The organism is Pacificibacter marinus, assembly GCF_018860505.1.
Lineage (GTDB): Bacteria > Pseudomonadota > Alphaproteobacteria > Rhodobacterales > Rhodobacteraceae > Celeribacter > Celeribacter marinus_B.
This window is the reverse complement of sequence record NZ_JAHKPU010000018.1, coordinates 203001-227154: the sequence shown is the minus strand read 5'-3', so window position 1 is coordinate 227154 and position 24154 is coordinate 203001. Positions and strand designations below refer to the sequence as shown.

General features: G+C 53.2%; 30 protein-coding genes and 1 tRNA gene. 17 read left to right on the top strand and 14 right to left on the bottom strand.

Translation table 11 applies throughout. The annotated features are described in order from the left end of the window. Window positions 1–5 precede the first annotated feature (5 nt). Complete coding sequence (locus KO503_RS05100; protein ID WP_215990477.1) at window positions 6–182, bottom strand: hypothetical protein; 177 nt, start codon at window positions 180–182, stop codon at window positions 6–8. A 227-nt stretch (window positions 183–409) separates the two neighbouring features. On the opposite strand from KO503_RS05100, the gene KO503_RS05095 reads away from it, so the two are divergent. The 5 genes from KO503_RS05095 to ribD all read left to right on the top strand — a co-directional run bounded on the left by KO503_RS05095 (window position 410) and on the right by ribD (window position 3381). Then, window positions 410–688: an HlyU family transcriptional regulator gene (locus KO503_RS05095; RefSeq protein ID WP_215990476.1), complete on the top strand. Its 279-nt coding sequence runs from the start codon at window positions 410–412 to the stop codon at window positions 686–688. A gap of 33 nt (window positions 689–721) precedes the next feature. Next, complete coding sequence (locus KO503_RS05090) at window positions 722–1219, top strand: hypothetical protein (RefSeq protein ID WP_215990475.1); 498 nt, start codon at window positions 722–724, stop codon at window positions 1217–1219. Between the two features lie 22 nt (window positions 1220–1241). Next, window positions 1242–1661 (top strand): secondary thiamine-phosphate synthase enzyme YjbQ, encoded by a 420-nt coding sequence (locus KO503_RS05085; RefSeq protein WP_215990474.1) that lies wholly within the window; start codon window positions 1242–1244, stop codon window positions 1659–1661. Between the two features lie 145 nt (window positions 1662–1806). Further along, window positions 1807–2274, top strand: coding sequence for a transcriptional regulator NrdR (gene nrdR / locus KO503_RS05080; RefSeq protein WP_215990473.1), 468 nt, complete (start codon window positions 1807–1809; stop codon window positions 2272–2274). Window positions 2275–2310: 36 nt separating this feature from the next. Next, window positions 2311–3381 carry a bifunctional diaminohydroxyphosphoribosylaminopyrimidine deaminase/5-amino-6-(5-phosphoribosylamino)uracil reductase RibD gene (ribD, locus tag KO503_RS05075; protein WP_215990499.1) on the top strand — a complete coding sequence of 357 codons (1071 nt, stop codon included), beginning with the start codon at window positions 2311–2313 and terminating at the stop codon, window positions 3379–3381. Window positions 3382–3383: 2 nt separating this feature from the next. On the opposite strand, the gene KO503_RS05070 is transcribed toward ribD, so the two are convergent. The 3 genes from KO503_RS05070 to KO503_RS05060 form a co-directional block, all read right to left on the bottom strand. Next, the gene (locus KO503_RS05070) at window positions 3384–5360 is read right to left on the bottom strand and encodes a capsular polysaccharide biosynthesis protein (protein ID WP_215990472.1); all 1977 of its coding nucleotides are present in this window, start codon (window positions 5358–5360) and stop codon (window positions 3384–3386) included. A 20-nt stretch (window positions 5361–5380) separates the two neighbouring features. After that, window positions 5381–6502: a polysaccharide biosynthesis/export family protein gene (locus KO503_RS05065; RefSeq protein WP_215990498.1), complete on the bottom strand. Its 1122-nt coding sequence runs from the start codon at window positions 6500–6502 to the stop codon at window positions 5381–5383. Window positions 6503–6687: 185 nt separating this feature from the next. Then, the gene (locus KO503_RS05060; RefSeq protein WP_215990471.1) at window positions 6688–7992 is read right to left on the bottom strand and encodes a capsule biosynthesis protein; all 1305 of its coding nucleotides are present in this window, start codon (window positions 7990–7992) and stop codon (window positions 6688–6690) included. A gap of 188 nt (window positions 7993–8180) precedes the next feature. Between KO503_RS05060 and KO503_RS05055 the strand changes: the two genes are divergently transcribed. From KO503_RS05055 to KO503_RS05040, 4 genes are all read left to right on the top strand, one after another. Continuing rightward, complete coding sequence (locus KO503_RS05055; protein WP_215990470.1) at window positions 8181–8792, top strand: riboflavin synthase; 612 nt, start codon at window positions 8181–8183, stop codon at window positions 8790–8792. Further along, window positions 8792–9334: a 6,7-dimethyl-8-ribityllumazine synthase gene (locus tag KO503_RS05050; RefSeq protein WP_215990469.1), complete on the top strand. Its 543-nt coding sequence runs from the start codon at window positions 8792–8794 to the stop codon at window positions 9332–9334. Before KO503_RS05055 ends, KO503_RS05050 begins: the two co-directional genes overlap by 1 nt. After that, window positions 9331–9822 (top strand): transcription antitermination factor NusB, encoded by a 492-nt coding sequence (gene nusB / locus KO503_RS05045; RefSeq protein ID WP_215990468.1) that lies wholly within the window; start codon window positions 9331–9333, stop codon window positions 9820–9822. The genes KO503_RS05050 and nusB overlap by 4 nt, the downstream gene beginning before the upstream one ends. Window positions 9823–10026: 204 nt before the next feature. Further along, a complete protein-coding gene (locus KO503_RS05040) occupies window positions 10027–10356 on the top strand; it encodes a hypothetical protein (protein WP_215990467.1) in 330 nt (109 codons plus the stop codon). A gap of 302 nt (window positions 10357–10658) precedes the next feature. Here KO503_RS05040 and KO503_RS05035 read toward each other — a convergent pair whose 3' ends face one another. Next, entirely contained in the window at window positions 10659–11072 is a 414-nt protein-coding gene (locus KO503_RS05035; protein WP_215990466.1) for an SRPBCC family protein, read from the bottom strand. Window positions 11073–11278: 206 nt separating this feature from the next. Here KO503_RS05035 and KO503_RS05030 point away from each other — a divergent pair, with 206 nt between their 5' ends. Then, on the top strand, window positions 11279–11773 hold the full coding sequence (locus KO503_RS05030; RefSeq protein WP_215990465.1) for a hypothetical protein: 495 nt from the start codon (window positions 11279–11281) through the stop codon (window positions 11771–11773). A 5-nt stretch (window positions 11774–11778) separates the two neighbouring features. Here KO503_RS05030 and KO503_RS05025 read toward each other — a convergent pair whose 3' ends face one another. After that, window positions 11779–11967, bottom strand: a complete 189-nt coding sequence (locus tag KO503_RS05025) for a DUF6324 family protein (RefSeq protein ID WP_215943558.1) — start codon at window positions 11965–11967, stop codon at window positions 11779–11781. Window positions 11968–12195: 228 nt separating this feature from the next. On the opposite strand from KO503_RS05025, the gene KO503_RS05020 reads away from it, so the two are divergent. Then, window positions 12196–12272: transfer RNA gene (locus tag KO503_RS05020), tRNA-His, on the top strand. Between the two features lie 402 nt (window positions 12273–12674). Here the strand turns inward: KO503_RS05020 and KO503_RS05015 are convergent. Genes KO503_RS05015 through KO503_RS04985 form a run of 7 tightly spaced genes read right to left on the bottom strand, consistent with a single transcriptional unit; the run spans window position 12675 to window position 18553 of the window. Then, window positions 12675–13541 (bottom strand): dioxygenase, encoded by an 867-nt coding sequence (locus tag KO503_RS05015; RefSeq protein ID WP_215990464.1) that lies wholly within the window; start codon window positions 13539–13541, stop codon window positions 12675–12677. 12 nt (window positions 13542–13553) lie between these two features. Continuing rightward, window positions 13554–14861 carry a TRAP transporter large permease gene (locus KO503_RS05010; RefSeq protein WP_215990463.1) on the bottom strand — a complete coding sequence of 436 codons (1308 nt, stop codon included), beginning with the start codon at window positions 14859–14861 and terminating at the stop codon, window positions 13554–13556. Continuing rightward, a complete protein-coding gene (locus KO503_RS05005) occupies window positions 14858–15409 on the bottom strand; it encodes a TRAP transporter small permease subunit (RefSeq protein WP_215990462.1) in 552 nt (183 codons plus the stop codon). The genes KO503_RS05010 and KO503_RS05005 overlap by 4 nt, the downstream gene beginning before the upstream one ends. Window positions 15410–15436: 27 nt before the next feature. Continuing rightward, window positions 15437–16510, bottom strand: a complete 1074-nt coding sequence (locus KO503_RS05000; RefSeq protein ID WP_215990461.1) for a C4-dicarboxylate TRAP transporter substrate-binding protein — start codon at window positions 16508–16510, stop codon at window positions 15437–15439. A gap of 43 nt (window positions 16511–16553) precedes the next feature. Continuing rightward, window positions 16554–17012 (bottom strand): OsmC family protein, encoded by a 459-nt coding sequence (locus tag KO503_RS04995; protein WP_252730944.1) that lies wholly within the window; start codon window positions 17010–17012, stop codon window positions 16554–16556. Window positions 17013–17024: 12 nt separating this feature from the next. Then, window positions 17025–17690 carry a malonic semialdehyde reductase gene (locus tag KO503_RS04990; protein WP_215990460.1) on the bottom strand — a complete coding sequence of 222 codons (666 nt, stop codon included), beginning with the start codon at window positions 17688–17690 and terminating at the stop codon, window positions 17025–17027. After that, the gene (locus tag KO503_RS04985; RefSeq protein WP_215990459.1) at window positions 17690–18553 is read right to left on the bottom strand and encodes a fumarylacetoacetate hydrolase family protein; all 864 of its coding nucleotides are present in this window, start codon (window positions 18551–18553) and stop codon (window positions 17690–17692) included. Before KO503_RS04985 ends, KO503_RS04990 begins: the two co-directional genes overlap by 1 nt. A gap of 86 nt (window positions 18554–18639) precedes the next feature. Between KO503_RS04985 and KO503_RS04980 the strand changes: the two genes are divergently transcribed. Then, a complete protein-coding gene (locus tag KO503_RS04980) occupies window positions 18640–19026 on the top strand; it encodes a YciI family protein (RefSeq protein WP_215990458.1) in 387 nt (128 codons plus the stop codon). Window positions 19027–19334: 308 nt separating this feature from the next. After that, window positions 19335–20102, top strand: coding sequence for a peroxide stress protein YaaA (gene yaaA, locus KO503_RS04975; RefSeq protein ID WP_215990457.1), 768 nt, complete (start codon window positions 19335–19337; stop codon window positions 20100–20102). Between the two features lie 6 nt (window positions 20103–20108). Here yaaA and KO503_RS04970 read toward each other — a convergent pair whose 3' ends face one another. After that, window positions 20109–20447 carry a DUF6476 family protein gene (locus KO503_RS04970; protein ID WP_252730943.1) on the bottom strand — a complete coding sequence of 113 codons (339 nt, stop codon included), beginning with the start codon at window positions 20445–20447 and terminating at the stop codon, window positions 20109–20111. Here KO503_RS04970 and KO503_RS04965 point away from each other — a divergent pair. From KO503_RS04965 to KO503_RS04950, 4 genes are all read left to right on the top strand, one after another. Further along, a complete protein-coding gene (locus KO503_RS04965; protein ID WP_215990456.1) occupies window positions 20446–21483 on the top strand; it encodes an RluA family pseudouridine synthase in 1038 nt (345 codons plus the stop codon). The two genes, KO503_RS04970 and KO503_RS04965, sit on opposite strands and share 2 nt — an antisense overlap. 236 nt (window positions 21484–21719) lie before the next feature. Then, window positions 21720–22616 (top strand): RNA polymerase sigma factor RpoH, encoded by an 897-nt coding sequence (rpoH, locus tag KO503_RS04960; protein WP_215990455.1) that lies wholly within the window; start codon window positions 21720–21722, stop codon window positions 22614–22616. 115 nt (window positions 22617–22731) lie between these two features. Next, a complete protein-coding gene (locus KO503_RS04955) occupies window positions 22732–23733 on the top strand; it encodes a Gfo/Idh/MocA family protein (RefSeq protein ID WP_215990454.1) in 1002 nt (333 codons plus the stop codon). A gap of 2 nt (window positions 23734–23735) precedes the next feature. Then, window positions 23736–24053 (top strand): DUF4389 domain-containing protein, encoded by a 318-nt coding sequence (locus KO503_RS04950; protein WP_215990453.1) that lies wholly within the window; start codon window positions 23736–23738, stop codon window positions 24051–24053. The last annotated feature ends 101 nt before the right edge of the window (window positions 24054–24154 follow it).

The following is a 24154-nucleotide window of genomic DNA, read 5'->3' as shown; positions in this document are numbered from 1 at the left end:
TTGTTTTAGGCTGTCCACCAAATCATCATGCTTTCAGATTTACAGGTGCCACCAGGGTGCCATGAGTATTTGATTTGGCATTCATGAACTAAGCCCATACCAAAAGGGGTGCCGAATTCATCACCAACCTTTGGCAGTTGTTTGATGTTTAATCTACTTATGTCTAATTTTGTACAGAACATGTCTGTCTCCTTGTATGACCCAAGCCGGCAGGATTGCCGGCTTGGGTCATACAAGCATACAAACTGAGAGTGTTGCGGCGAACGTGCGCTTTCGACGCCGCTCTTGATGTTGAGAGCCTAATACTCATTAAATTGGTAAATGCGAAAACGTTTACTTCACGCCATCTTGCCCTCCGCCCTCACACACGCCACACTCCCTTTAACCAAACCAACATGAGGCACCGCACATGTCCCTTCTCTCAAAACTCTTCGGCGGCAAAGCCGGCGCTAAGGTCAAAGACATTGAACCAGAGCTGTACAAAGACTTCCTGATTTTCCCCGACCCAGTAAAAGCCAGCGGCGGGTTTCGCATCGCGGCACGGATCGAAAAGGACATCGACGGCGAGGTCAAAGTGCACAATTTGATGCGTGTTGATACCTTAGCATCCGAGGACGAAGCGGTGCAGGCCAGCATCAACAAATCCAAAGTCTTCATCGACCAAATGGGCGATAGGGTCTTTGACTGACATAGGCCTGTATCGTTGTTTAGAATGTCAAAAATGAAGCCTGTGTTGAAAGCTGTCGCTGCTCTTATAGGAACAACGGTCTATGCCACGCCTGCGCTGGCCGTCTGCGCGGGCAATCAGATCGAGTTGTTTTCCTGTTCCTTTGGCAGCAAACAGGTCGAACTGTGCATGACCGCAGATGACCAAAGCGTGACCTATCGGTTTGGTCCCCAAGATGCCCCCGAACTTGAACTGACCCGCGGTTTTGACGCGATCTCTATGCAGCCGTGGAACGGAATAGGTCGCAACATTTGGGATCGTGTTGTCCTGCCCAGCGGCCAGTTTTCCTACGCGCTATATGCCGCCTATGACAAAATGGATCAGCAGCAAAGCGGTGGGCTTGAGGTCTTGCGCGGCGAACAGGAATTGGCATCCCTAAATTGCGCGGGGGATATGTTTTTTGACTTGGATACGCTGAGATTGACAATGGAGCAGGCGGGTTTTTGTCGCAAAGATACCGCAGACGTGCTGTCAGGTGCAGACTGCGACTAACGCGACTATAGGAGCAGAACGCTTGAGCCATCACCACTTTGAAATCTCTACCCATGGGGCGGGCCTGTATGAATTCACCGGTCAAGTTGGCGCTTGGGTCGCTGGTGAAGGGCCAATTGAGGCGGTGTTGACGCTGATGGTGCAGCACACTTCGGCCAGCCTGCTGATCCAAGAAAACGTCGATCCAGAAGTCCAAGATGACTTGCAGGCCTATTTTCACCGTTTGGTGCCTCCAACAACTGATCCCAGCATGGCGTATTTGACCCATACTTATGAGGGGCCAGACGATATGCCTGCGCATATTAAATGTGCAATGCTGCCGACAACGATCAGTATTCCCGTAATTTCTGGTAGGATGACACTGGGAAGATGGCAAGGCTTGTACCTTTTCGAACATCGCACCCGTCCGCATCTTAGGCGCGTTGTTGCGATGCTGCGCTGAGTCTCTTTGGCAACGCATTGCTGCGCTACATCTAGCGGCAGATTTTGCATCTACCCAATTTGTGGCGGCTGCCCTATAGTGCCTGTGGATAAGTGGGGCATAGATCCTACAGGTCGAGGCAGTAAACATAGAAAAGGGGACGCCCATGCGCTGTCCGTTTTGCGGAAATTTAGATACACAAGTTAAAGATAGCCGTCCAGCCGAGGACCACGTCGCGATCCGTCGTAGACGTTTTTGTTCCGCCTGCGGGGGACGTTTTACAACCTATGAACGCGTACAATTGCGCGATTTGATTGTGGTGAAAACCAATGGTCGCCGCGAAGAATTTGATCGCGACAAGCTTGAGCGCTCTATTCGCATCGCCACGCAAAAACGTCCCATTGAACCCGAGCGTTTGGATCAAATGATTTCAGGCATCGTGCGGCGTCTGGAAAGCATGGGCGAAACAGATATCCCATCCAAGAGCATCGGCGAGATTGTTATGGAAAGCCTCGCGCGGATCGATACCGTCGCCTATGTGCGCTTTGCATCCGTGTATAAGAACTTTCAAGCGGCTGATGATTTTGACAAATTTGTCAGTGAATTGCGCCCCCCCATCGAAGGCGACGAGTAAGCTTAAGTGTCTGAGTATTTGGAAGACGTACATCACATGCGCCACGCGCTGTCTTTGGGCGCGCGTGGGCTTGGTCGCACTTGGCCAAACCCTGCCGTGGGCTGCGTGATCGTCAAATCCGGTCGCGTCATCGGGCGCGGTTGGACTCAAGATGGCGGACGCCCCCACGCCGAAGTCATGGCCTTGGCGCAAGCGGGGGACGCGGCAAAAGGGGCCACAGCTTATGTGACGCTTGAGCCCTGTTCGCACACTGGAAAAACCCCCCCTTGCGCGCAAGGATTGATCGACGCAGGGGTGGCTCGTGTTGTGGTGGCGCTTGGTGATCCTGACCCGCGTGTTGACGGGCGTGGTCTGGATATGCTGCGCGCAGCCGGTATCACTGTTGAATTCGGCGTGCTGCAAGCCGAGGCCAAAGCCGCGCAAACAGGATTTTTGACGCGTGTGACGCAAGGGCGTCCTATGGTGACGCTGAAATTGGCCACTTCATGGGATGGGCGTATCGCGACATCGACGGGCGAAAGTCAGTGGATCACGGGGCCGCAAGCGCGCAGACGTGTTCACGCGATGCGCGCCAGCCATGACGCGGTGATGGTGGGCGCGGGCACGGCGCGAGCGGATGACCCCAGTTTGACAGTGCGCGATTTAGGTATTGATCGCCAACCTGTGCGGGTGGTGCTGTCACGCGCTTTGGATTTGCCTTTGACAGGGCATTTGGCGCGCACAGCGGGCGAAGTGCCTGTCTGGTTGATCCATGGCCCACGTGCAGACGTTGACTTGAGGCGCACATGGGGAAGCTTAGGCGCGCGTTTGTTTGAAGTGCCTTTGATCGCAGGACAACTTGATCCGACGGCCGCACTTGCCGCGCTTGGCGATGCGGGTCTCACCCGCGTGTTTTGCGAAGGGGGCGGGGCATTGGCCGCATCGCTGTTGCATGCAGATTTGGCGGACCATGTGGCGCTGTTTACGGCTGGGCTTGGCATTGGTGCGGACGGCACGCCGAGCCTTGGAGGCTTGGGTCTCACCCGTCTGGCACAGGCGTCGCGCTATCAAGTGACACATGCAGAAATCCTGGGGGCTGATGCTTTAACGCATTGGCGTCGTTCGTAAACTTAACGATCTAATTCCAGATATCGAGCACGAAATTGGCGCAGTTTTGCTATGGCAGATTGCGCCATTTTGCTGCGCCCGCTTGGGGCTGTCAGCAAGACATCTATCGCCTGTTCCGGCGCGAGAGCTGCCCCAGTGTCGGGGTCGAAATAGCGCGGGTAATCGATCAATGTTGCATGGGCCAAACCCAAAATGTTGGGCTTGGCGTCACGGCGTGCGGGCGTGTTGTATAGGTCTGTGGTCAAGCCCCAGCCCGCATAAAACGGCGCGCCGGTGCAGGTCACTGGCGTATCACGGATGAGGGCTTCGAACCCGATCAGCGAGGTCATGGTCCAAACCATATCACAAGCATCGATCAGCGCGACGGGATCGGTCTCATAAGCGACGATATCCGCAATATCATGTGCATTTTCCACTTTGCCGCGCCGAAGGCCCGCTTCGACATCGGGGTGTGGTTTGAACACGATTATGGCCTCTGGATGGGCTGCGCGCGCGGCCATAAGCAGGGCGTGATTGGTGTTGATTTCACCTGCGCCAAGTTTGATCGAGGCGTCATCTTCGACCTGACCTGCGACCAAGATTTTGTATCCTTCGGGCAGGGGCGGGCAGCCATGGCCGACGTTGTATTTGCTGAGCTTCGCCGCATTAAGTCGGGCGAGAAAGTGTTCGATGCGCAGGCATGCATGGTCGGGCAATCGCGCGCGCTTGGTGATCAGCGCTTCGAGTTTAGACGGGCGCGTTGGGTCGAAGTAAATGCCTGTGTCATCCATGATCAAAGACAGCGGCCGCACCAAAGCAGCCCCCAATCCGCGAGACCTGAGAAACCCATCTTCGATGCGCACAGGGGCGTCGCTTGCCGTTGCGCCCCAAGCCATATGGATGCGGCCAAGGTCGGTCTGCTGAGCTATGTTCGATGTCTTATCGCTAAACGTGATGGCAGTCTGGCCGAAATATCGGCGCATATGTGGTCGTTTCCAGCGCAAGATGTTCGAGGCGACGTAGCCGTGCTGATCTTCTAAAGCGGCGCGATTGCGTGCTTGTAGGCTGGCCAACGCCTGTTCAACTTCGCAAAGGGTTTTGGACTTGGGGTCGTACCATTGGCAATAGTGGAACAAAGCCCCCGCCACCAGTTGCGTGCGGGTCAGGTGACGCGTGCGGCGGTGGATCGGGGATTGGTCTTGTGTCAGGCCCCAGCCCGCATACCAAGGCTGACCAAACACAAAGGGTTTGTGCCCTGCAAGGATCGCATCAAATCCGAGCGGCGATGACAGAGTATAGACGGCGGTGGCCAGTTCGAACAGATTCCAAGGATTCGCGGGCTCCGTAAAAAGAGTGATATTTGGCGAGGCATCAGCCCCGTCAAAATGGCCCTCAACTGGACCTGCGTCGTCACGATTTGGGGAATAGATCAAGATGTTCGCATGTGGGTGCGCTTCATGGGCCAGCACCAGCATTTCGCGTAGCTCATTGGTGGCCGCGGGTTCACTGGGGAGGGTCTCGTCGTCTTTGGGTTGATCCAACACGAGAACATATGGAACATTTGGCAGTTCAGTTTGACCGCAGAGAGTTGGATTCTTACACAATTTCAACATTGGCAGGTGATCTGCGACATGTCGAGCGCGAGCCAATATGGTGGCATCGTCCAAAGGCAGCTTGGCCAACATCATCTCAAGGTCAGATGGGTGACGCGCGTCGTGAATAGGGCCGCGCGTGTCTATGGTGATGCCCAACGGGACTGGGCGCGCCTCTTGCGGGCAGGGTTGATCTGGAATGAATGCCGCACCAATCCATGCCGCGCGGGTCTTGCGCGCAGGAGCAGCGGCCGTGAGAGCCAGCGCATCATCGCGTTGGGGTGTCTTGCGATGCGGGGTCCAACCTGCGGCAGATAGAATCTGTTTTATTTTTGGAATCCCTGCAATTGCAGGGTCGGATAATAAAATCCGTCCGGGCGCATGGGCTCGGACGGATTGATCAGGCACATCGTGGTGCATGTTTTTTTTTACTCGACAGCGGTTGCGAGACTGGCCGCAGCAGAGACTGAGCCTGTGAGCACTGAAAGCGATTTGGTCCATTGGACATAGGGCGCTTCAGTGACGTAAACGGTATCGCCATCGCGGATCAAGAAGTCACGTGCAAGGAACAAGCCGTTGGGTTCTGTCAGATTGAGCACATAAACAAGGCGCTGTGTCCCAACGAGGTCATCTCGTCCCAATACCTGTTTTGCGATTTCGTCTGTTTCATTGCGCAAGACAAAGACACCAGTTGGATCGGCGCTGTTGGTTTGCAAGCCGCCGACTTGGGCGATGGCTTCCAAAGCCGAGAGGGTGCGCGTCTCAAAGGCCACGCGGCTTTGCGCACCAGTTGCGCCAAGTGCCATGAAGGATCGTTGATCGGCTTCGACCAAAATACGGTCGCCGTTGCGCAGCGCGATATCGTAACGCGCGTCGTCAAACAGATCGTCGAACCAAACCGAGCCGGTTTCACCACCACGGATCACTTTGATTTGCGCCAAAGAGGGTTCCACCGACACGCCGCCAGCATGGGCCAGCATCGCCGTTAGGGTGCGGGTGGGGCGCTCAATCGGGTAGACGCCTTGGCCGTTGATTTTACCGGTTATCGATACAGTTGCACCGTCGCCAGCGGCACGTGTCACCATGACTTGTGGGTCTGGTGTTTGTGTGTCGAGCTTTTCGGTGATGATACGGCGGATGGCTTCGGGGCTGTTGCCCGCAGCTTTCACGCGGCCAGCGTATGGCACAAAGATAAACCCTGACCCGTCCACTTGGACTTCGCTGAGCACAGTCGCGTTCGCGCCTTGACCCGCCAAAAGACCGTCGTCGACATTTTCCCAAATGGTGAGAGATAAAACATCGCCCGCTTGGATCGTGTCAGAGCCCAACGTGCCAGCGCCTGTGAAGCGGCTTGAAAAGCCGAGTGAGGGGGTAACCCCTGTTGCCGCGTTGACGCGGTCCGTCACAGTCACAATGAAAGAATCGCCTTCTTGTAGAACCGAGCCGGAAAAGACCTCTTTCTTGGTGGGGCCGGATCTGGGCAGTCCACAGGCGGTAAGGCTTGCCACAATACAAAATACCGCTGTGGCACGCAGAGTGCGCGATGTCATAAATTTCACTGCTCGGTCTCCTCTGAGCCATTTTTCTGCTCGTATTTTTGGGTAATCTACTGAAGTTTGAGTCAAAAATCTAGCAACACGTCAAGTGTTGCACATGGAGTTCGGAATGTGTTGCAGAGGCGCAGCTTGTTTGCAGGGGATGTGGATGGTGACAGGTATACCCGCCAGATATAGTGTTATTTTCCGACTTGAAGGGGCAATCTGGGCGGGGCTTTGCCGATGATTAGCGCCTCATAGGGGGATTCTGGTGCCAGCATCATATCCACGACGAGTCGCAACAATTGGCGACGACCTGCGGCTGAATAGTACCCTCCGGGCACTTGACTGGTTTCCAAAAGGAATTGGCGATAGATGCCATAGGCACGTTTGTCTGGGCGCGCGGCCTGTTTGAAAAACTCGGGCAAGGGCTGGCGTGAGACGAACTCTGGTTTATCGTAAACGGCAGCACCAAAAACTTTGACGGGCAAGCCGCGCCACAAAACCTGTTGGCCTGCGGTGGAGTTCACGGTCACCGCAGAGCGGGCAAAATTCAACAACTGCGCCAGTTTTCCGCCACGCACGTAATGAACGCGTGCCAGCACGCCGTGCTCTTTGGCGATGCGCTTCACTTCGGATTTGAGGTTGCGGCGGTCTGTTTCCAACGGGTGCGCTTTGAACACCAGATGATGGTGACGTGCGGCGCCCTGAGCAAAGCCTTTGATGACGTCCGAGATGAAATCTGGCATGGTCGCGTAAGGGGAATGGACTTGAAAACTGGTGTCATGTTCCAATTGCAACAAACAGATATGGTAGGGGTAACCGCCATTTTTGATCCGTCGTGTAGACCAAGCGCGGCGCAGGAAATGGCTGGGCATCATGATCAAGCGTTTAAAATACAGATAAAATTCTTGGAACACAGACATTTCGCGGTGGCGTTTGAAATGCTTGAACGCCCCGTTTCGGAACATCACGAACCAATGATACAGAGCGCCATAAAAGATGTGCTGTCGCATATCGCCCCAATGAGCGGGGGCTTCGATATTGTCGCGTTCGGCATTGGCCAAGGCGATGCGCATATCGTCGACAGTGAGCGACATCAGGTCGGAATTTCCGTTTGATCCGCCGCGTTCATAGGTGCACCAAAAAGGGCGCAGGTAGCCTTCTTCAAAGACATGAATGGTCAGGCCAAGCGCTTTGGCGCGCTCAACAGCCATGGCGTGCATGGGGCGCGTGTCGCCGTATAAAACGATATCTGTGACGGATTTTGTACGCACCAAGGCTTCGAATTCATCTGGCCAATCCTCGGACTTTCCAACAAATGGAATGAAACTTTTGCTGGAAAACCAGAACGCTCGGTCGCCCGCGTTAAAGCCCACACGCCATGTCTCAGCGCCTGCTGCGCGCAACATTTTGCCCAGCTTCCAAAAGAACGGTCCATGCGGACCTTGGAGCATCAGAAAAATGCGCTGATCTGAGGACGAGTCTGAGAAGTGTTCTGTCATAAGGCCTGTGATACGGTTTTGCAGGGATATGTCTGCTTTAAAATAGTCAATGCATGATGAATCAGGCGGATTTGTGACCATCTGGAAACAAAGTTGCGCACTTGAAAGCGGGTCTGAGCAGGGATAGGTCTAGGGGCAACAACATCGGGCCACTCGGGCCTCTGATCTGGCCAAAGACGGAGACAACTATGTTTACAGGGATCATCACGGACATCGGGCGTGTGCTTGATATGAAACAAGAAGGTGATCTGCGCGCGCGCATTGGCTGTGCCTATGACATTGATGGTATCGATATAGGTGCCTCGATTGCGTGTAATGGCGTCTGTTTGACGGTGATCGCGCTGGGGACCACATGGCAAGATGCGCCGCAAAACTGGTTTGATGTGCAGATCTCAGCCGAAAGTGTGGACCTGACCAACATCGGCGATTGGACTGTCGGCGCGCCGTTGAACTTAGAGCGCGCTTTGAAGCTTGGCGACGAATTGGGCGGGCATATCGTATCGGGCCATGTCGATGGTGTGGCTGAATTGATCGAGATGCGCGACGAGGGCGACAGCACGCGCCTAACGTTCCGCGCCCCCGAAGCTTTAGCTAAATTCATCGCGCCCAAAGGATCAGTGGCCTTGAACGGCACATCTTTGACGGTGAACGAAGTCGAGGGCTGTGATTTTGGTATCAACGTGATCCCGCACACCCAAGAGGTGACGATCTGGGGCAAGGCAAAGGTCGGTGATCGGATCAACCTAGAAATCGACACCGTCGCGCGCTACGTGGCACGTTTGCAAGATTGGGACAAATGATGTCCAAACCTGAGCCGCATATTCTGGACCTGCCCGCGTTTGACGCGCCTGTGAAGCTTTTGATTGTGGTTGCACCATATTTTAAAGATATTTCTGACGAACTTTTGCTGGGTGCTAAAACCACGCTTGAGGATGCTGGCGTGGCCTATGAGATGATCGAAGTGCCCAGCGTGGGCGAGCTGCCGACAGCCATCGCCATCGCGGAACGCATGTCAAATTTCGACGGCTATGTGGCGCTTGGATGTCTTGTGCGCGGGGAAACTGCGCTGTTTGAGACGGCAAATAACGATTCGTCGCACGCATTGCAGATGATGGGCATATCAGGCCTGTGCATCGGCAACGGGATCTTGGCTGTAGAGGAAAAATCGCAGGCTGAGGCGCGTGCAGAGGCAAAAGGACGTAATAAAGGTGGCCAAGCGGCGGCTGCGGCCTTGCATCTTGTCGCCATTTCCCGCAAATGGGCTCGTCCGAGCAAGGGCGTTGGCTTTAATACCGGCGCGATCCGCCTTGCGGGCGAAAACACGGGACCCAATATCGCATGACCGAAGATCATTCACACCTGAAGCCGCCCTCAAAACGCGACATGAGATCCGCCGCCCGCCTTTACGCGGTGCAGGCCCTGTTTCAGATGGAAGCCTCGGACATGACCGTGGATAAAGTCCGTCGCCAGTTTTACGATCACTTCTTTGGCCTAGAGACCGAAGAAGAAGGTCTGTTCATCGATGGCGATGCCGATCTGTTTCACGAGATCACCGAGTTGGCCGTGAACGATCAGGTGAAAATCGACCAACTGACGGACCGCGCTTTGGTGGCCAAATGGCCGATTGGTCGGATCGACAGCACGTTGCGAGCTTTGTTCCGTGCCGCGGGGGGCGAGATGATTTCAGGCCGCACGCCGCCCAAAGTTGTGATCAGTGAATTTGTGGATGTCGCCAAGGGGTTTTACCCTGAAGGCAAGGAATCCAAATTCGTGAATGCTGTTTTGGATCATATGGCCCGCGAACTGCGCCCTGAAGCGTTTAAATCGTAAAGCGCACGGTCACGGGTATCGGGCTGAAGTTCGGTCTGAGGCACGTAAAACACACCGCGACATTTTGCGAAATTGAATAGGGTGGGCCAAAAGCCTACCCTTTTTCGTATTGTACCGTTCAAGTCGCACCCCCGAATCCGTGCTGTGATGCTGTGATGCTGTGCGCACAGGGCACGAACGGGCCGGAAAGGGGAGAAGTGTCCTATGCCAAAACTTATCCGTCTGTATATCACCCAAGTCCTGATCGGCTTTGCGATCTCTGCCGCCTTTGTCGGCGTGCTCTTGGCGATGAATGTTGCCAACCTATGGCATCTGGTGACGCATTCCGACATGGGCATCTTGGCCGTTGTGGTGCTGTGGCTGTCTAATGGAATCGTATTTTCCGGCGTGCAATTCGCCATCTCTGTGATGCGCATGGCGGATCGCGACGACGGTGATCAAGGTGGCAAACGTGATGCCGTGTTTGATGAACCTTTGCGTGTTACCATTGCGCAAGGTGCACAGGCCAAGTCTAAGGCGCGCAGAGGCTTTTAAAGCGCGGGCTTTAAAAGCCAAGGTTAAATGGGAAAAGGTGGCGGGGGACCGCAGCAGTCGTAGCGACGCGTATGCTCCCGAAGCCTGATTATATCAGGTGGGCGCCAGGTAAAAGGACCAGGGTCCGGACAGAGCCAGCTCCCGTACGGTTGCGTAAGGCCACCGGAGTCTTGCGCCCATGTGAACGAACCGAGCAGATCCCGCCGTCCCAACACCTAGTGCCTGTGCAGCCCCTCGACAAGGGGCCGCATGCAGTTTGTCAAAAGATCAGTGCGTTTGCGCCGACCTTTTCGTTTTAAAATCTAATCGTCCAAAGCCACACGCAGTTGGGCGATGTGATCGTCCCAGCCTTTGTCCAAGGCCAGCGTCAGCCCAAGTTCTTCGGCTTTGCGCGGCAGGCCAGAATGCACCAAGGACAAGCGGGTGATGGTCTCGACCTCTTTTAAGGTCCAGATCACTTTCGATTTCACGCCGTTCATTTGCTCTAATGAAAATGTATATTCCAAACGATCATATGGCGTCGCATCGCGCACGCGGCCCCAGCACAGTTTCTCACCGCTTTCGCGTCCGAACATCTCGTAGGGTTCGCCCATGGTCAGCTCGACTGATGGCACATGAAACCAGGTTTTGAGCAGCTCAGGCTTGGTCAGGTGATCCCAGATGTGAACCCGTGAGGCTTTGACATAGATGGCTTTGCGGATGGTGTTGTCGGTCATGAGGTGGCCCCTTTAGGTGCGCGTGATTGATCTTGCAGGGCGTGGGCCCCGTCAAATCCATTGCATAGCTCATGATGCGATCTGTGCGCGGGGTCAAGGAGCTGTGGCATTGCGGGCTATGGTGGTTTTTCCAATAGAGCTTCTTCGAGAACTGTGATTTGTTATACTTAGGTCAGTTACTTTGGTTTTATTTGGGGGGCAGAAGCGTGTTCTCACCTGACAACGGCTTGTCCAGTAAAGATTATGCCGCGATAGGACAGCTTGTCGTGTCGTATGCTTTATTAGAAAAAGAACTATTTAGTATCGTGTGTTCTTTAATTGAACTGGAGGAGGGCGATGGCTCAAAAGAGAATGTTGTCTTGGATCGTATTGTCTGTGTCGGTAAACAGGCTTTTGGTCAGAGAGTGAAAAAATTCTTGAAGTTGTACGCAAAGCGTTTTGGGGAAGATAAAACTTATCATCTATTTGAAGAACGCTTCGAACAATGTCAAAAAATTAGAGATCATGTCGTTCATGGCATTTGGACATCCACTAAGGATGAAACGTTGCAGTGCCAATTTATGAGCAGAAACGCCATCAAATGTGGCTATGTTCTGGATGACCTCATTGTGTCGCGTTCTGATCTTCTCAGCGCAGCTTCTGATGCCATGATTATGGTAAATTCTCTTCGAACGCTTGAAAAATTAGAATTGTATAGCTGAAGGTGTCACTTGGCCAATGCCCGCGCTTGGGCGGCCGCCGCGCGAATTTCTTCGGCGATTTCTTCGGCTTCTTCAGGGTCGAAATCCATCGGAATCTCAAGGCCTTCACCTTCGATATAGATGCGCACCATGCCAAGCGTGGTGGGGCCGATTTGGATGTTCGCCTCGACGTCGCTTTCTTTATTGATGCTCATAACTTTGCTCCTTTGGATTGCCCGTTGAAATAAGCCCAAAGACCGCTGTGTGCAAGGGGGCGCTGTGGCTGTAATGTGACTGTGGTGTGACTGTGGACCTTACACCGCGAAAACCACGACAAAAGGACGTGTAGAAAGGCGGGCAGGGGCCTTCCGTGAAAAAAACGTCAAAATGCGCAATCTTGCTCTTGCATTCACCCAGTACCTTCCGTAAATCACCCCTCAAGTGCCGCCTTAGCTCAGTTGGTTAGAGCGCCTGATTGTGGATCAGGAGGTCCCTGGTTCGAGACCAGGAGGTGGTACCACTTCCCCCCCTCTTATAGATGTTGAATGCATACCTGATAGCGCTGCCTTTGTGTTTTGTTCGTGTTTGTTCGCACATCACGGTGAAACGCAAAAGCGTGACCTCGGTTTGACGCAGCATAAATTGCAGATGTACGCGCTGTGCAATGTAATCACGGCCATGGTTTAATGTGCCGTGCAGCCTTATCTACGCAAGGCGCACTGCTTATACCGCTGTTACTGGCTGGCTGGTGATTGACAAACTCTATGTAAAAAGGCGGCCCCTACGCCACATAAGGGCAGGGCTATCCACTTCCCTTGGCTCCCCGTCGCAGAGCGCGCGCCGAAAAAGACGATGCGTCTCGCTCTCCGGAATCTTGGGTGTGGAAACGTCTATGCCACTGATGGTTTGGGCTCTTTGAAGTCTATTCAGTGGCCAAGGTCACATCGAAATTCACGTAAAGGAACGGGTCCGCAACCTTTCCAGACAATTCCAATCCGTCAGGAAACGCGCTGGCGGGTTTTGTTTCGTAGGACATCACTAAGTCCTCGCGCACGCCAAAGACGGTGTCTTGGTCAAGGTATTGATCATCATCAGGAAAAACTTCGGTGACAAGCGAACGGAAGCCTGGCGCCGTCACGATATAATGCAAATGCGATGGACGCCAAGGGTGGCGACCACATGCATTGAGAATCGCCCCCACAGGTCCGTCAGATGGCACAGTGTATTCAACGGGTTTTACGGTGGTGAAGGCATAGCGGCCATCTGCGCCAACGGTCATCAGGCCATGAAACGAGAAGGTGTCTTGCTCGTCGTCTTGACTGGCATAAAGCCCGTTCGGCGCGGTTTGCCAAATATCGATCACCGCATTTGGGATCGGGTTGCCGTTGGTGTCACGGATCACGCCTTCGGCCAAAAGGACAGGTCCGCCAAAGTGCCGTTTCATGTCCCCGCCAACAGCCAAGGGCGGCGCGCCTGAGACGTGGAATGGTCCCAATACAGACGACGAGGTGGCGTTATCATCCGAGTGCAGCATGTCGATGAGGGACGAGAGCCCAAGCACGTCTGAGGCCAGCACAAATTCGTGGCGGTCTTCGGTCTCAATGGCGGCGCAGCCCTCAAGAAACGCGATTCCTTGACGCCATTCATCATGCGTCAGTTTGGTTTCGCGGGCAAAATCATGCAGATGTTGCACGAGAGATTCCATGATTTCACGAGTCCGTGGGTCCATTTCTGCGGACATGTAGCTTTTAAAAACATCGGTGATGTTGTCTTTTGTGACGTTGCGCATCGGGCAGGTCTCCTAGTTCAAAAGGATAAGGCTTAGGATCGGGAACTGGATCAAAAGGAGCAGTGCGACCAGCATGACAAAGGCAAAGGGTAGGGCGCCCATGAAGACGTCCATCAATGAGATGCGGTCATCATTCAGTGTCGATTTGATCACGAAACAAGATATGCCCAGTGGTGGGGTCAGCAGACCGATTTCAGCGCCAACAACCGTGATGATCCCGAACCAAACGAGCGACATGTCCATCGCTTCGACAAGAGGCAAGAACAGCGGCACGACGATCAAAATGATCGAGGCTGTATCAAGAAGTGTTCCAAGAAAAAGCATGAGCATCACGTACAGGATCATGATTATCCAAAATGACGTCTCATTGCCCGCTAGTAAGTCTTGCAATTGGTTTGGTAGACCCGCCAGCCCAAGCATCCGGCTGTAGATAGACGCAGCGGTGATCAAAAACAGAATGGCCGCGGTGATGTGACCTGTTTCTAACAGCGCATCCCAAAAGCCTTTGAACGTCATAGATCGTCTGGCGACCGCAATGACAAGCGCGACAAGCCCACCTGCGGCCCCCGCTTCTACGGCCGTAAGCCAGCCTGAATAGATGCCGCCAAGCACGACTGTGATAAGGAACAAGGTCGGAAGGGTTTTAGATGCAATCTCACGCATGGACATCCATTCGGTGTCTTGCACGACTCGGCCGCCAACGAAATTGGGGGTGAACCGTCCCATAAACCAAATCGCACCGACGTAGAAGACTGCCAGCATAACGCCTGGTATAACACCAGCAAGGAACATATCGCCGACCGATTGCTCGGAAACAAAAGAGTAAATGATCAACATCGCGGAGGGCGGAATGATCATACCAAGCACGGAAGATCCCGCGACCACACCAACGGCAAAGCGCGGATTGTAGTCTTGCGCAATCATCTCTGGCACAGAGACCTTTGTGAACACAGAGGCCGAGGCGATGGATGATCCTGTCACGGCTGCAAAGATAGCGTTGGCGCCAACTGTGGCCATGCCAATCCCGCCTTTCACCTTGCGAAAGCGTTGGGTCAAAACTTCGTAAATGTCACTGCCCAACCCTGCCTTCGAGACGATAAGCCCCATAAAGGTGAACAAAGGGATGGTGGCGAAAGAATATTCCATCGCGCTGTCACCCACGGCCACTTTGAGCAGATTCAACGACAGGGTAAAGTTGTCGCGCATCAACCAGATGGAGACCAAGGATACAGTGCCAAGTGCGATGGGGATATAAAGCCCCGCGTAGATTAGAAAAACGATTGCGACGACCGATATTAGGCCAATTTCAATAGGGCTCATTTAGAGGTCTCTTTATGCTCTGGGGCGCGGATCAGGGCTGGGCGATCCTGCGCGGTGATAACCTTGAGAACAAAGATCAGACTGGACAAGGCACAGCCCGACGCGATGACCAATTTGATCGGCCACCAAGGCACTGTGAACAGACCGGGGATGCCGAAAAAGTCTTGCGTGTTCCACATGTGCACAAATTCAGGAAACATGATGTATGATATTAAAAACATGAAAATTGCAGACACGGCATTGATGATCCGTCGCAGGTTCGCAGTCAGCTTTGGGCGGCGATCATGTAGCAGGTTTAGAAACCCATCAGAGCGGGTCAGCCTGTCAACACGGGCCACGTCGGCCAATTGTAAGAACACGATAAAAACCACCGAAAGCTGGACGATTTCATAGGTGCCTTTGATGGGCGCGTTAAAAATACCGCGTGCAATCACGTCGACATTTAGGATCACCACCAGGGCCAAAACCATTAAGGTTCCGGCCACGTTGGCAGCAATTGCGAGTGTATGAGCAACCCCAGAAAGGCCGCTGAGTGCAGTTTTAAACATGGATATGTCCTCTTTCTGGGGAGCAGATTAAGGCTGTGACCAGTCGCGAACGCCTGTGAACCCTTCGGTTTCAAGCTTTGCCAAATAGGCAGCAAGCATCTCTGAACCGGGTTCACCCACATCATTCAAAGATGACGCCCATTCCTGTGCGATGTTCGGAATAGCAGCGGCCCAAGCGGCGCGATCAGCATCGGACACATCAATGATCGTGCCGCCTGCGGCGACATAGGCCGCTTCTGATTCTGCCGCGCGATCCATAGCGATACCAGCAAGACGATCACGGTAGTCGATTGAGACCGCCTGCAAGACACTTTTGACTTCGTCTGGCAATTTCGCCCAGTAATCAGCGTTCACTGTGACCGTTTTTGAGTTCACAGCACCAAGGTCTGCACGCAACATGTATGGGCCGACTTCAGAGATTTTAAAGGTCGCAGCGGCTTCTGGCCAAAGCAATGCCGCATCCACCAAACCCGTTTGTAACATGTTGTAGAAATCGGTCAGCCCGCCACGCACACCTGCCGCGCCTTGGATGCCTTCAAGATACCGCAGGTTCATACCTGCGCCTGCGACTTTAAAGCCCTCAACGTCAGAAATAGACGTAATTTCTTTTGCGGAAAACACTTGGTAGCTATCAAGCACAACACCGGTTGCCAGATAAACTTGGTTCTGCGCCGCAAATTCGTTTTGCATGGCGGGGAACTCACGGGCGATCTCATCAACCGCTTTCGCAACAGCGCGTGCGTCAGATGACACAAAAGGCGTTACAGCTGCGATGCCCTGACTGGGGAGTTTCGATGAGTGAAAAATTGTGGTGACGATACCGATGTCGCCAAGACCAAGTTGCACGCCTTCCAAAACACCACGAGGTTTTACGATGGAGCCGCCGTAGTTTTCTTGCCAGTCCATAACGTAGTTGCCTGTCTCGGCAAGACGGCGGTCAACCTCAGGAATAAAGAAATCCGAAAACTCGCGAACCCATAGGGAACGGTCTGGATAACCATCGATTACCACAGCAGAAATTTTTTCCTGCGCAGCGACAGGCAAGGCGGTCATCGTCACAAGAGCTGCGCCCATAAGGCCGCATAGTGTCCAATTTTTCATCTTTTTCTCCTCCCAGAAAAGCGGGTGTTTCCCGCAAAAATTATTATGTCGTCTTCTTCCAATTCACGGTTAGGTCTGTGCCTGCTGCCTCAAACAGTTTGGCAATGGCGCAGTATTTTGCCGTTTCAATACCCACCAAGGTCAGCTCCTCCTGACTGGCGGATGTGGTGCAATTCACAGTCAATGTGATTGCGGGGAACGGCACGTCTATTTCCTCTTGCATGAGGACGCCGCGCCGATCAAATTGGCACGCTGCATCGATGGTGATTTCTCCCAAATCAACACCAAGGCGTTGTGCGTTCTTATGTCCGATCACATTTGTACAGGCGATCAAAGCCGTCATCGCGGCCTCTGTCGGGGTCGGGCCAAGATTGGACCCTCCTCGCTCAAGTGGCTCATCGATCACCACCTTGAGATCACGCACGGGAATGTCCGTGCGTGAATGGCTTGGGCAGGTCGCCGTTGCACGGTAGGTGACGACAGATTTCATTTTAATTGCCATCGTGCCTACCCTTTACGCAAAGCTGCACACCTGATCGAAGGCAAAGCGGGGCAGCTTTTGGAACAAAGCGGTTTCATCGGCATATCCGATATTACATAGAAAATTTGATTTTACAGTTGTGCCTGCAAAGAATTCTTCATCGACAATCGCATTGGAAAACCCTGACATTGCCCCAACATCAAGACCCAGCGCGCGGGCGGCAATCATAAAGTAAGCCCCTTGCATCGTACCGTTGCGGTAAGCTGTGTCTTCGCAATGTTCTGGCTTGTCAGCAAACAGGTGGCGACGGTCCTCGTGTGGGAACAAAAACGGCAGCTCTTTCCAGAAATCCGTATCATATGCAATAATCGCTGTGACCGGTGCGCCCATCATTTTACTGACGTTTTGCGGCTTGAGTGATTTTGCCAGCCGCTCTTTACCTTCCGGTGTTTTTACAAAAACAAAGCGTGCAGGCAGCGTGTTCATGCTGGTCGGCCCATTGATCGTGATGTCGTAAAGTTCATGCAACAACGCGTCATCAATCGGTTTGTCCGTCCAAGCATAATGCGACCGCGCATCGCGTAAGATCAAATCGATCGCGTCAGGGGACAGTTTATCTATACGCCCCCGCAAAGAACGGTGATCTTCTTGGGCTTTTGCGCGCAGCGCTTCGAGGGCTTTACCAGTTGGAGCTGTCATCAGGCTTTCACCTCATCTACGATTGGATTTGAACAAATACCGATACCTTCGATTTCGATATCAACGATTTCACCAGGCTTTAGCCAGCGTGGGTTTGGTTTTTTAGCGTGGCCAACACCGGGGGGCGTGCCCATGGCAATCAAATCGCCCGCTTCAAGCGTCGTGTATTCTGAAATCGTCGCAATCGTTTGCGCGACCGACCAAATCATGTTGCCAGTGTTGGAGGATTGCAAAATCTCTGTGCCAACACGACTTTCGATTTTCAGGCCACTTGCGCCGCTGGGGACCTCATCTGGGGTCACTACAATAGGACCGATTGCGCCGGTGTTGTCAAAGTTTTTCCCCGGCGTCCATTGATGGGTTTTACGCTGATAATCGCGTACAGAGCCGTCGTTGAACACGGTGTAACCAAAGACATGGTCTAGCGCGTCCGCCTCGGAAATGTGACGCCCGCCTTTGCCGATGACGATCATCAATTCGGCTTCATAATCGAGTTTATCTGAACAGGTCGGACGCACGAGCGGCGCGCCGGCGGCCATGATGGAATTCTTAGAACGCATGAATAGTGCAGGGTAATCGGGAATATCGTAGCCGCCCTCTTTGATGTGATCTGTATAGTTCAAACCAAGACAAATGATCGTGCCGGGGTTGGCGACGGGCAGGGCGGGCGTGATGGATGAAACCGCCACTTTTGGCGCCTCAGCGACTTTGTTTGCCACCGTTTCGATTAAATCAGGTGATTGGATCAAGGCCATCAAATCAGCCCCGATCGCAGAATTCAAAGCCGTAAGATTAACCGCATTTTCGCCTTGTACAGCAAAGACCGCGACGCCCGAATCTGTCTGCCCAACCAAATATTTCATCATCTCAATCCTTGTAAGTTTCCATTATTTCTGCCTACTATATCATCACTTGTCAATTAATATCGATATTTTTAAGGATACACAAAATGGTGAAATGGGCGGATTACAAAGCAGAAGCAAAGTCACGCGGCGCTTTGGCACTTGAACTTTACGTAGCGCAAAGCACGCCAGCAATGGGGCCTGATGCTGTAAAGGCATCCCTGCATGATCACCTTGCCTATCAGGCGCAATTGGAAACGGCAGGTCAGCTTGCTTTTGCGGGGCCTATGTCCGATGAAAGCGGAGATAATATGCAGGGGATGGGCTTGATTATCTACCGCGCTGAGAGCTTGGAAGTCGCCCGTGAACTGGCTGAGGCTGACCCGATGCACAAAAGCGGCGCGCGTGTTTTCACGTTACGGCGGTGGATGATAAACGAAGGCTCCCTGTCCCTTTCGGTTGGCCTTTCAACCAATGCGGTCCATCTGAATTAGCGCCACCGCGAGAGTGCTGTATAAAGATGGGTAGGGCTGACAAAGCCGAGGTCATGTGGCGCTTGTGCGGCCCTGCGCAACGCAATTCTTGGGCGACGTGGGTCTATGGATAAATTTTCTAAAGTGCAGCGGCCTGAACAAGGTCATATGCGCACATCAATGTGAACCGAAAGAGCGTGATCTGCGCTATTTGTCCCGTGGTTTTTCCCTTCAATTCGTGACAAAATCAGCGTCAAACATAACCACGCCGCGTCTGGGACGATTCCCGTCTGGGACGTTTTTCTTTTGGGGCGATGTGAGGATCCAAAATGTTAGCTGTTATTTCCCCCGCCAAAAAATTGAACATGGATCCTGTTGTGGGCATTGAGCGCACGACCCCCAGCTTTACCGCCGAGACCAAAGAGCTGATCGAGATAGCGCAGCAGTTAGATGTGGCTGCCCTGCGTAAATTGATGGGGATCAGCGAAAAATTGGCGGAATTGAACGTGGAACGCTTTTCGAATTTCTCTGACACCCCTGACGTAGATGCGGTCAAACAGGCGATGTATATGTTTGATGGCGATACTTATACGGGGCTGGATGCGGTCAGTTTTGATGCGGACACGATCCCTTATGCGCAAGATCATCTGCGTATCTTATCAGGACTTTATGGTATCTTGCGGCCATTGGATGCGATCCAAGCCTATCGTTTGGAAATGGGCAGTCGATTGGCCTCGCCCAAGGGCAAAAACCTCTATGCGTTCTGGGGCGATAAAATCGCACATGCCCTGAATGACGCCGCCAAAGCGAGCCAGTCAGAGTTTGTGGTCAACTGCGCCTCTACGGAATATTTCTCTGTGGTGAAAACAGACGTGCTGACCCCCAAAGTGATCACGCCCGTGTTCTTGGAGCGCCGTGACGGCGCTGAGAAAACCATTAGTTTTTACGCGAAAAAAGCACGAGGCGCGATGGCGCGCTTTGTCATCGAAAACCGCATCCGCGAGGTCAAACACCTGCGCGATTTTGACAGTGGTGGCTATGCCTTTGACGCGGCAAAATCTGACGCGGCGACACTGGTGTTCTCGCGCGATAGTTAGAGCGCGTTACTCAATCACTACAGTCTGACGCAAAGCGCCTGTATCAGCATCAAAGATCAAAATCTGATTGTCTGTCGTCACAATCGCCACCCAATCGGCTCCGCGCGTAAAGTTTTGCGCGGTGGCGCCTGCTGGCAAAGCGATGTTTGCGGGTAAATCAAAGCTCACAGTGCCGTTCATTGATGGGAAACGGGTGACAAGCAGGCCGATCAGGAGTAGGAACCCCAAAATCATCACCACCAAGAGCGATGTGACAAGCCTGCGCATCAGCGTGAGTCCTGCCATCGCTTTTGGGTCAATTCTCGCGTCCAAATCCTTTGGGTCGCTCTGTACCGGATCAATCATGTCTCTTAGCGCTCCACTTATCACCGTTGAATTCACCATCGCGGAAAACCCGCCTAACCGTCTTGATAAGGCGATTGCGCGTGATGTGCCAGCGGATGCGAACCTATCGCGGTCGCGTTTGGCGAAATTGATCGCGGATGGGTCTGTTGTGGTCAACGGTAAGCCTGCGCTGGATCAAAAGGCTAAGATCGTCGAAGGGGCCGCTGTGGTGATTACAGTCGAGCAACCCGTGGACAGTCACTTGGTAGCCGAAGACATTCCGCTGGATATCATTTTTGAAGACGAACATTTAGTGGTGGTCAACAAACCTGTGGGCATGGTGGTGCATCCTGCCCCTGGATCGCCCTCTGGCACTTTGGTCAACGCGTTGATGCACCATTGCGGGGATAGCCTGTCTGGTATCGGCGGCGAAAAGCGCCCCGGCATTGTACACCGCATCGACAAAGACACGTCCGGCTTGCTGGTCGTGGCCAAAAGCGATGTGGCGCATCAAGGTTTGGCAAAACAATTCGAGAAACACACAGTCGAGCGCAAATACACCGCGCTGGTTTACGGCATGCCCGATGTGATGGATCCGCGTCTGCGTGGTGTCAAGGGTGTGAGCTTTGAAGGCTCGAACATCATGCGCATCACCACCATGCTGGGGCGTCACAAGACGGATCGGCAAAAACAAGCGGTGTCCTTTAGTGAGGGGCGTCACGCCATCACCCGTGCGCGTGTGTTGGAGCAATACGGTCTGCCGCATCAGCTGACCTTGGTGGAATGCTGGTTGGAAACAGGGCGGACACACCAAATTCGTGTGCATATGACACACGCAGGGCACGGATTGATCGGGGACCAAACCTATGGTGGCAAACGCAAGCTGTCGCATAAGGCTGGGATTTCCGAGGCATCATTGGCGGCGATTGCGGCTTTCCCGCGTCAAGCTTTGCACGCGGCTGTCTTGGGGTTTGTGCACCCTGTGACTGAAGAAAACATTCGGTTTGAAGCCCCTTTGCCCAGCGATATGCATGATCTGATCGAAGGTCTGCGCTAATATGCACGATCTCTGCGCGTTTCAGGTATAGTTGTAGTAATTGTGCACATTGGTGTGATCTGGCATTCTATTGCTAGACCACCGACGGAAACGGGTTCATCTTTCGTATAAAGATTGATGGTAGCGAACAAAAAACAACTTTTTGCCTCGCCAACCCTTGAACCGCTATAACCGTAGACCTATTTGCATGTTAACGCCTGTAACATTAGGCATTCGACATGGGAGTGACCTGAACAATGAGTAACTATACCAATCTGCCTGCCCCGAGTCCCGAACAGGGCCTCAACCGCTACATGCAAGAAATCCGCAAGTTCCCTATGCTGGAACCGGAAGAAGAATACATGCTGGCCAAGCGTTGGGTCGATCACGAAGACAGCGGTGCCGCGCACCGTCTTGTGACCTCTCACCTGCGTTTGGCGGCCAAAATCGCCATGGGCTATCGTGGATATGGTTTGCCGCAGGCGGAAGTTGTGTCTGAGGCTAATGTGGGTCTGATGCAGGCGGTGAAACGCTTTGACCCTGAAAAAGGTTTTCGCTTGTCCACCTACGCGATGTGGTGGATCCGCGCTTCTATACAAGAATATGTTTTGCGCTCTTGGAGCCTTGTAAAACTTGGAACGACATCTGCACAAAAGAAATTGTTCTTCAATCTGCGCAAAGCGAAAAATCGTATCGGCGCTTTGGAAGATGGCGATCTGCACCCTGATCACGTCAAACGTATCGCGACGGATTTAAGCGTGACCGAGGATGAAGTGATTTCGATGAACCGTCGTCTGTCCGGTGGGGATGCGTCTTTGAATGCCACAGTGGGGTCAGAAGACGGCAGCACTGCACAATGGCAAGACTGGCTTGAGGACGAGAGCATGGATCAAGCTGGCGATTACGAGGCCAAGGATGAAATGGAAAGCCGTCATGCTTTGCTGATGCAGGCGATGGATGCGCTGAATGATCGTGAAAAAGACATTCTCACGCAGCGCCGTTTGGAAGACAAGCCTGTGACGCTTGAGGCCTTGTCAGAGCAATACTCAGTGTCACGTGAACGCATCCGCCAGATCGAAGTGCGCGCGTTTGAGAAACTTCAGGCGCGCATGAAAGAGCTGGCCGTTGAAAGTGGCGTGTTCGAAGACGCGTAACCGCGTGGTATTTTTGACCTGTGGTCATAATTTTGCAAAGGGGTGGTGAATGCCGCCCCTTTTCCTTTGGGGCGTGCTCTGCAATGGTCTGTTCAAAGCCTATAGGAGAACGATCATGAGCAAACCGATCCGCTGGGGCATCTTGGGTGCCGCGAATTTTGCCCAAAAACATATGGCGCGGGCAATACACAGTGCAGAGGGCGCCCAGCTTGTGGCATTGGCCACCTCAGACCCTGCTAAAGCTGTGGGATTTCAAAGCTTTTGCCCTCAGCTTGAGGTCGAGACCGACTATGATGCCTTGCTGGCGCGCGACGATATCGATGCAGTCTATGTACCACTGCCTAATCACATTCATGTGGATTGGACGCTTAAAGCGATGCGCGCTGGTAAACATGTTTTGACGGAAAAGCCCATCGCGATGACGGCGGAACAGATCGATGATCTGATCGCCCTGCGCGACAAGACGGGGCTCATGTGTGCCGAGGCCTATATGATCGTGCATCATCCGCAATGGATACGCACCAAACAGCTTTTGGCCGAAGACGCTATTGGCTCCGTGGTGCATGTCGAAGCGGTTTTTTCATATAACAACAGTGACATGGATAACATTCGCAATCGCCCTGAAACGGGTGGCGGGTCTATACGCGATATTGGCGTCTACACTTATGGCGCTGCACGTTGGGCGACAGAGCAAGAGCCGCGCACGATCACGCATACCAATATTCGCTATGAAAATGATGTGGATGTTTTCGCCGAAATTTCAGCACAGTTTGACACGTTTTCCTATCACGCGTTGACCTCGATGCGGATGTGTCCCGCGCAAGAAATTCGCTTTCATGGCAACACAGGCGTGTTGACGGTGGAGACACCATTCAACGCCAATTTGTTCGGCCCAACGCGACTGCATCTGACGGACACATCGAACAATGAAATGGTTGAACATTTCTCGGGGCAGAACCACTATATAACTCAAGTTGAAAATTTCTGTGCAGCAGTGCGTACAGGGACATCCGCCCATGCAGATTATCCTTGGACCTTGGAAGACGCGCGTGGCACACAAGCTATGATAGACGCTGTTTTCAAAGCGGATGAAGCCGCGCGAAGCTTAAAGGATTAAACATGGCCGACCCACATGAATTTGACGACGTGATGCCCGACCTTGAAAACATGACGCCCAAAATGCCCGAGCATCTTGAGGAAAACATCTTTCACCGAATTTTTTTCATGATCCTCATCGCGATCATGATCAGCCTGTCCAAAACGCTTTTGGTGCTTTTGACTCTGCTGCAACTGGTGTTCGTGGTGCTCGGAAAAGGCTGTCCCAATACCCGTATCGCGGAATTGGGCACTGATTTGGGCATCTGGATGGCGAAAGCCATCCGCTATCAAACCGCCGCCTCTGAGGTCAAACCTTGGCCGTGGACGGAACTGGATTAGGTTTGAGGATCACTTGGATATAGGCTGGCCATGCGAAACCCTTTTGCAGCCCTGAGATGCAAAAGCCCCACCGAATTTGGCGGGGCTTTTTTAATGCTAAT

Excerpts from the sequence above, each read along its gene's own strand:
- KO503_RS05040 (WP_215990467.1), top strand. The coding sequence starts at position 10,027 with ATGCCAAAACTTATCCGTCTGTATATCACCCAAGTCCTGATCGGCTTT.
- KO503_RS04950 (WP_215990453.1), top strand. The coding sequence starts at position 23,736 with ATGGCCGACCCACATGAATTTGACGACGTGATGCCCGACCTTGAAAAC.
- KO503_RS04995 (WP_252730944.1), bottom strand. The coding sequence starts at position 17,012 with ATGGCAATTAAAATGAAATCTGTCGTCACCTACCGTGCAACGGCGACC.
- KO503_RS05005 (WP_215990462.1), bottom strand. The coding sequence starts at position 15,409 with ATGTTTAAAACTGCACTCAGCGGCCTTTCTGGGGTTGCTCATACACTC.
- yaaA (WP_215990457.1), top strand. The coding sequence starts at position 19,335 with ATGTTAGCTGTTATTTCCCCCGCCAAAAAATTGAACATGGATCCTGTT.
- KO503_RS05025 (WP_215943558.1), bottom strand. The coding sequence starts at position 11,967 with ATGAGCATCAATAAAGAAAGCGACGTCGAGGCGAACATCCAAATCGGC.
- KO503_RS04970 (WP_252730943.1), bottom strand. The coding sequence starts at position 20,447 with ATGATTGATCCGGTACAGAGCGACCCAAAGGATTTGGACGCGAGAATT.
- KO503_RS04990 (WP_215990460.1), bottom strand. The coding sequence starts at position 17,690 with ATGACAGCTCCAACTGGTAAAGCCCTCGAAGCGCTGCGCGCAAAAGCC.
- KO503_RS04985 (WP_215990459.1), bottom strand. The coding sequence starts at position 18,553 with ATGAAATATTTGGTTGGGCAGACAGATTCGGGCGTCGCGGTCTTTGCT.
- KO503_RS05090 (WP_215990475.1), top strand. The coding sequence starts at position 722 with ATGAAGCCTGTGTTGAAAGCTGTCGCTGCTCTTATAGGAACAACGGTC.
- KO503_RS04955 (WP_215990454.1), top strand. The coding sequence starts at position 22,732 with ATGAGCAAACCGATCCGCTGGGGCATCTTGGGTGCCGCGAATTTTGCC.
- KO503_RS05095 (WP_215990476.1), top strand. The coding sequence starts at position 410 with ATGTCCCTTCTCTCAAAACTCTTCGGCGGCAAAGCCGGCGCTAAGGTC.
- KO503_RS05060 (WP_215990471.1), bottom strand. The coding sequence starts at position 7,992 with ATGACAGAACACTTCTCAGACTCGTCCTCAGATCAGCGCATTTTTCTG.
- KO503_RS05010 (WP_215990463.1), bottom strand. The coding sequence starts at position 14,861 with ATGAGCCCTATTGAAATTGGCCTAATATCGGTCGTCGCAATCGTTTTT.
- KO503_RS04965 (WP_215990456.1), top strand. The coding sequence starts at position 20,446 with ATGTCTCTTAGCGCTCCACTTATCACCGTTGAATTCACCATCGCGGAA.
- KO503_RS04980 (WP_215990458.1), top strand. The coding sequence starts at position 18,640 with ATGGTGAAATGGGCGGATTACAAAGCAGAAGCAAAGTCACGCGGCGCT.
- KO503_RS05065 (WP_215990498.1), bottom strand. The coding sequence starts at position 6,502 with ATGACATCGCGCACTCTGCGTGCCACAGCGGTATTTTGTATTGTGGCA.
- KO503_RS05050 (WP_215990469.1), top strand. The coding sequence starts at position 8,792 with ATGTCCAAACCTGAGCCGCATATTCTGGACCTGCCCGCGTTTGACGCG.
- ribD (WP_215990499.1), top strand. The coding sequence starts at position 2,311 with ATGCGCCACGCGCTGTCTTTGGGCGCGCGTGGGCTTGGTCGCACTTGG.
- rpoH (WP_215990455.1), top strand. The coding sequence starts at position 21,720 with ATGAGTAACTATACCAATCTGCCTGCCCCGAGTCCCGAACAGGGCCTC.
- KO503_RS05000 (WP_215990461.1), bottom strand. The coding sequence starts at position 16,510 with ATGAAAAATTGGACACTATGCGGCCTTATGGGCGCAGCTCTTGTGACG.
- KO503_RS05035 (WP_215990466.1), bottom strand. The coding sequence starts at position 11,072 with ATGACCGACAACACCATCCGCAAAGCCATCTATGTCAAAGCCTCACGG.
- KO503_RS05055 (WP_215990470.1), top strand. The coding sequence starts at position 8,181 with ATGTTTACAGGGATCATCACGGACATCGGGCGTGTGCTTGATATGAAA.
- KO503_RS05100 (WP_215990477.1), bottom strand. The coding sequence starts at position 182 with ATGTTCTGTACAAAATTAGACATAAGTAGATTAAACATCAAACAACTG.
- KO503_RS05015 (WP_215990464.1), bottom strand. The coding sequence starts at position 13,541 with ATGCGCAACGTCACAAAAGACAACATCACCGATGTTTTTAAAAGCTAC.
- nrdR (WP_215990473.1), top strand. The coding sequence starts at position 1,807 with ATGCGCTGTCCGTTTTGCGGAAATTTAGATACACAAGTTAAAGATAGC.
- nusB (WP_215990468.1), top strand. The coding sequence starts at position 9,331 with ATGACCGAAGATCATTCACACCTGAAGCCGCCCTCAAAACGCGACATG.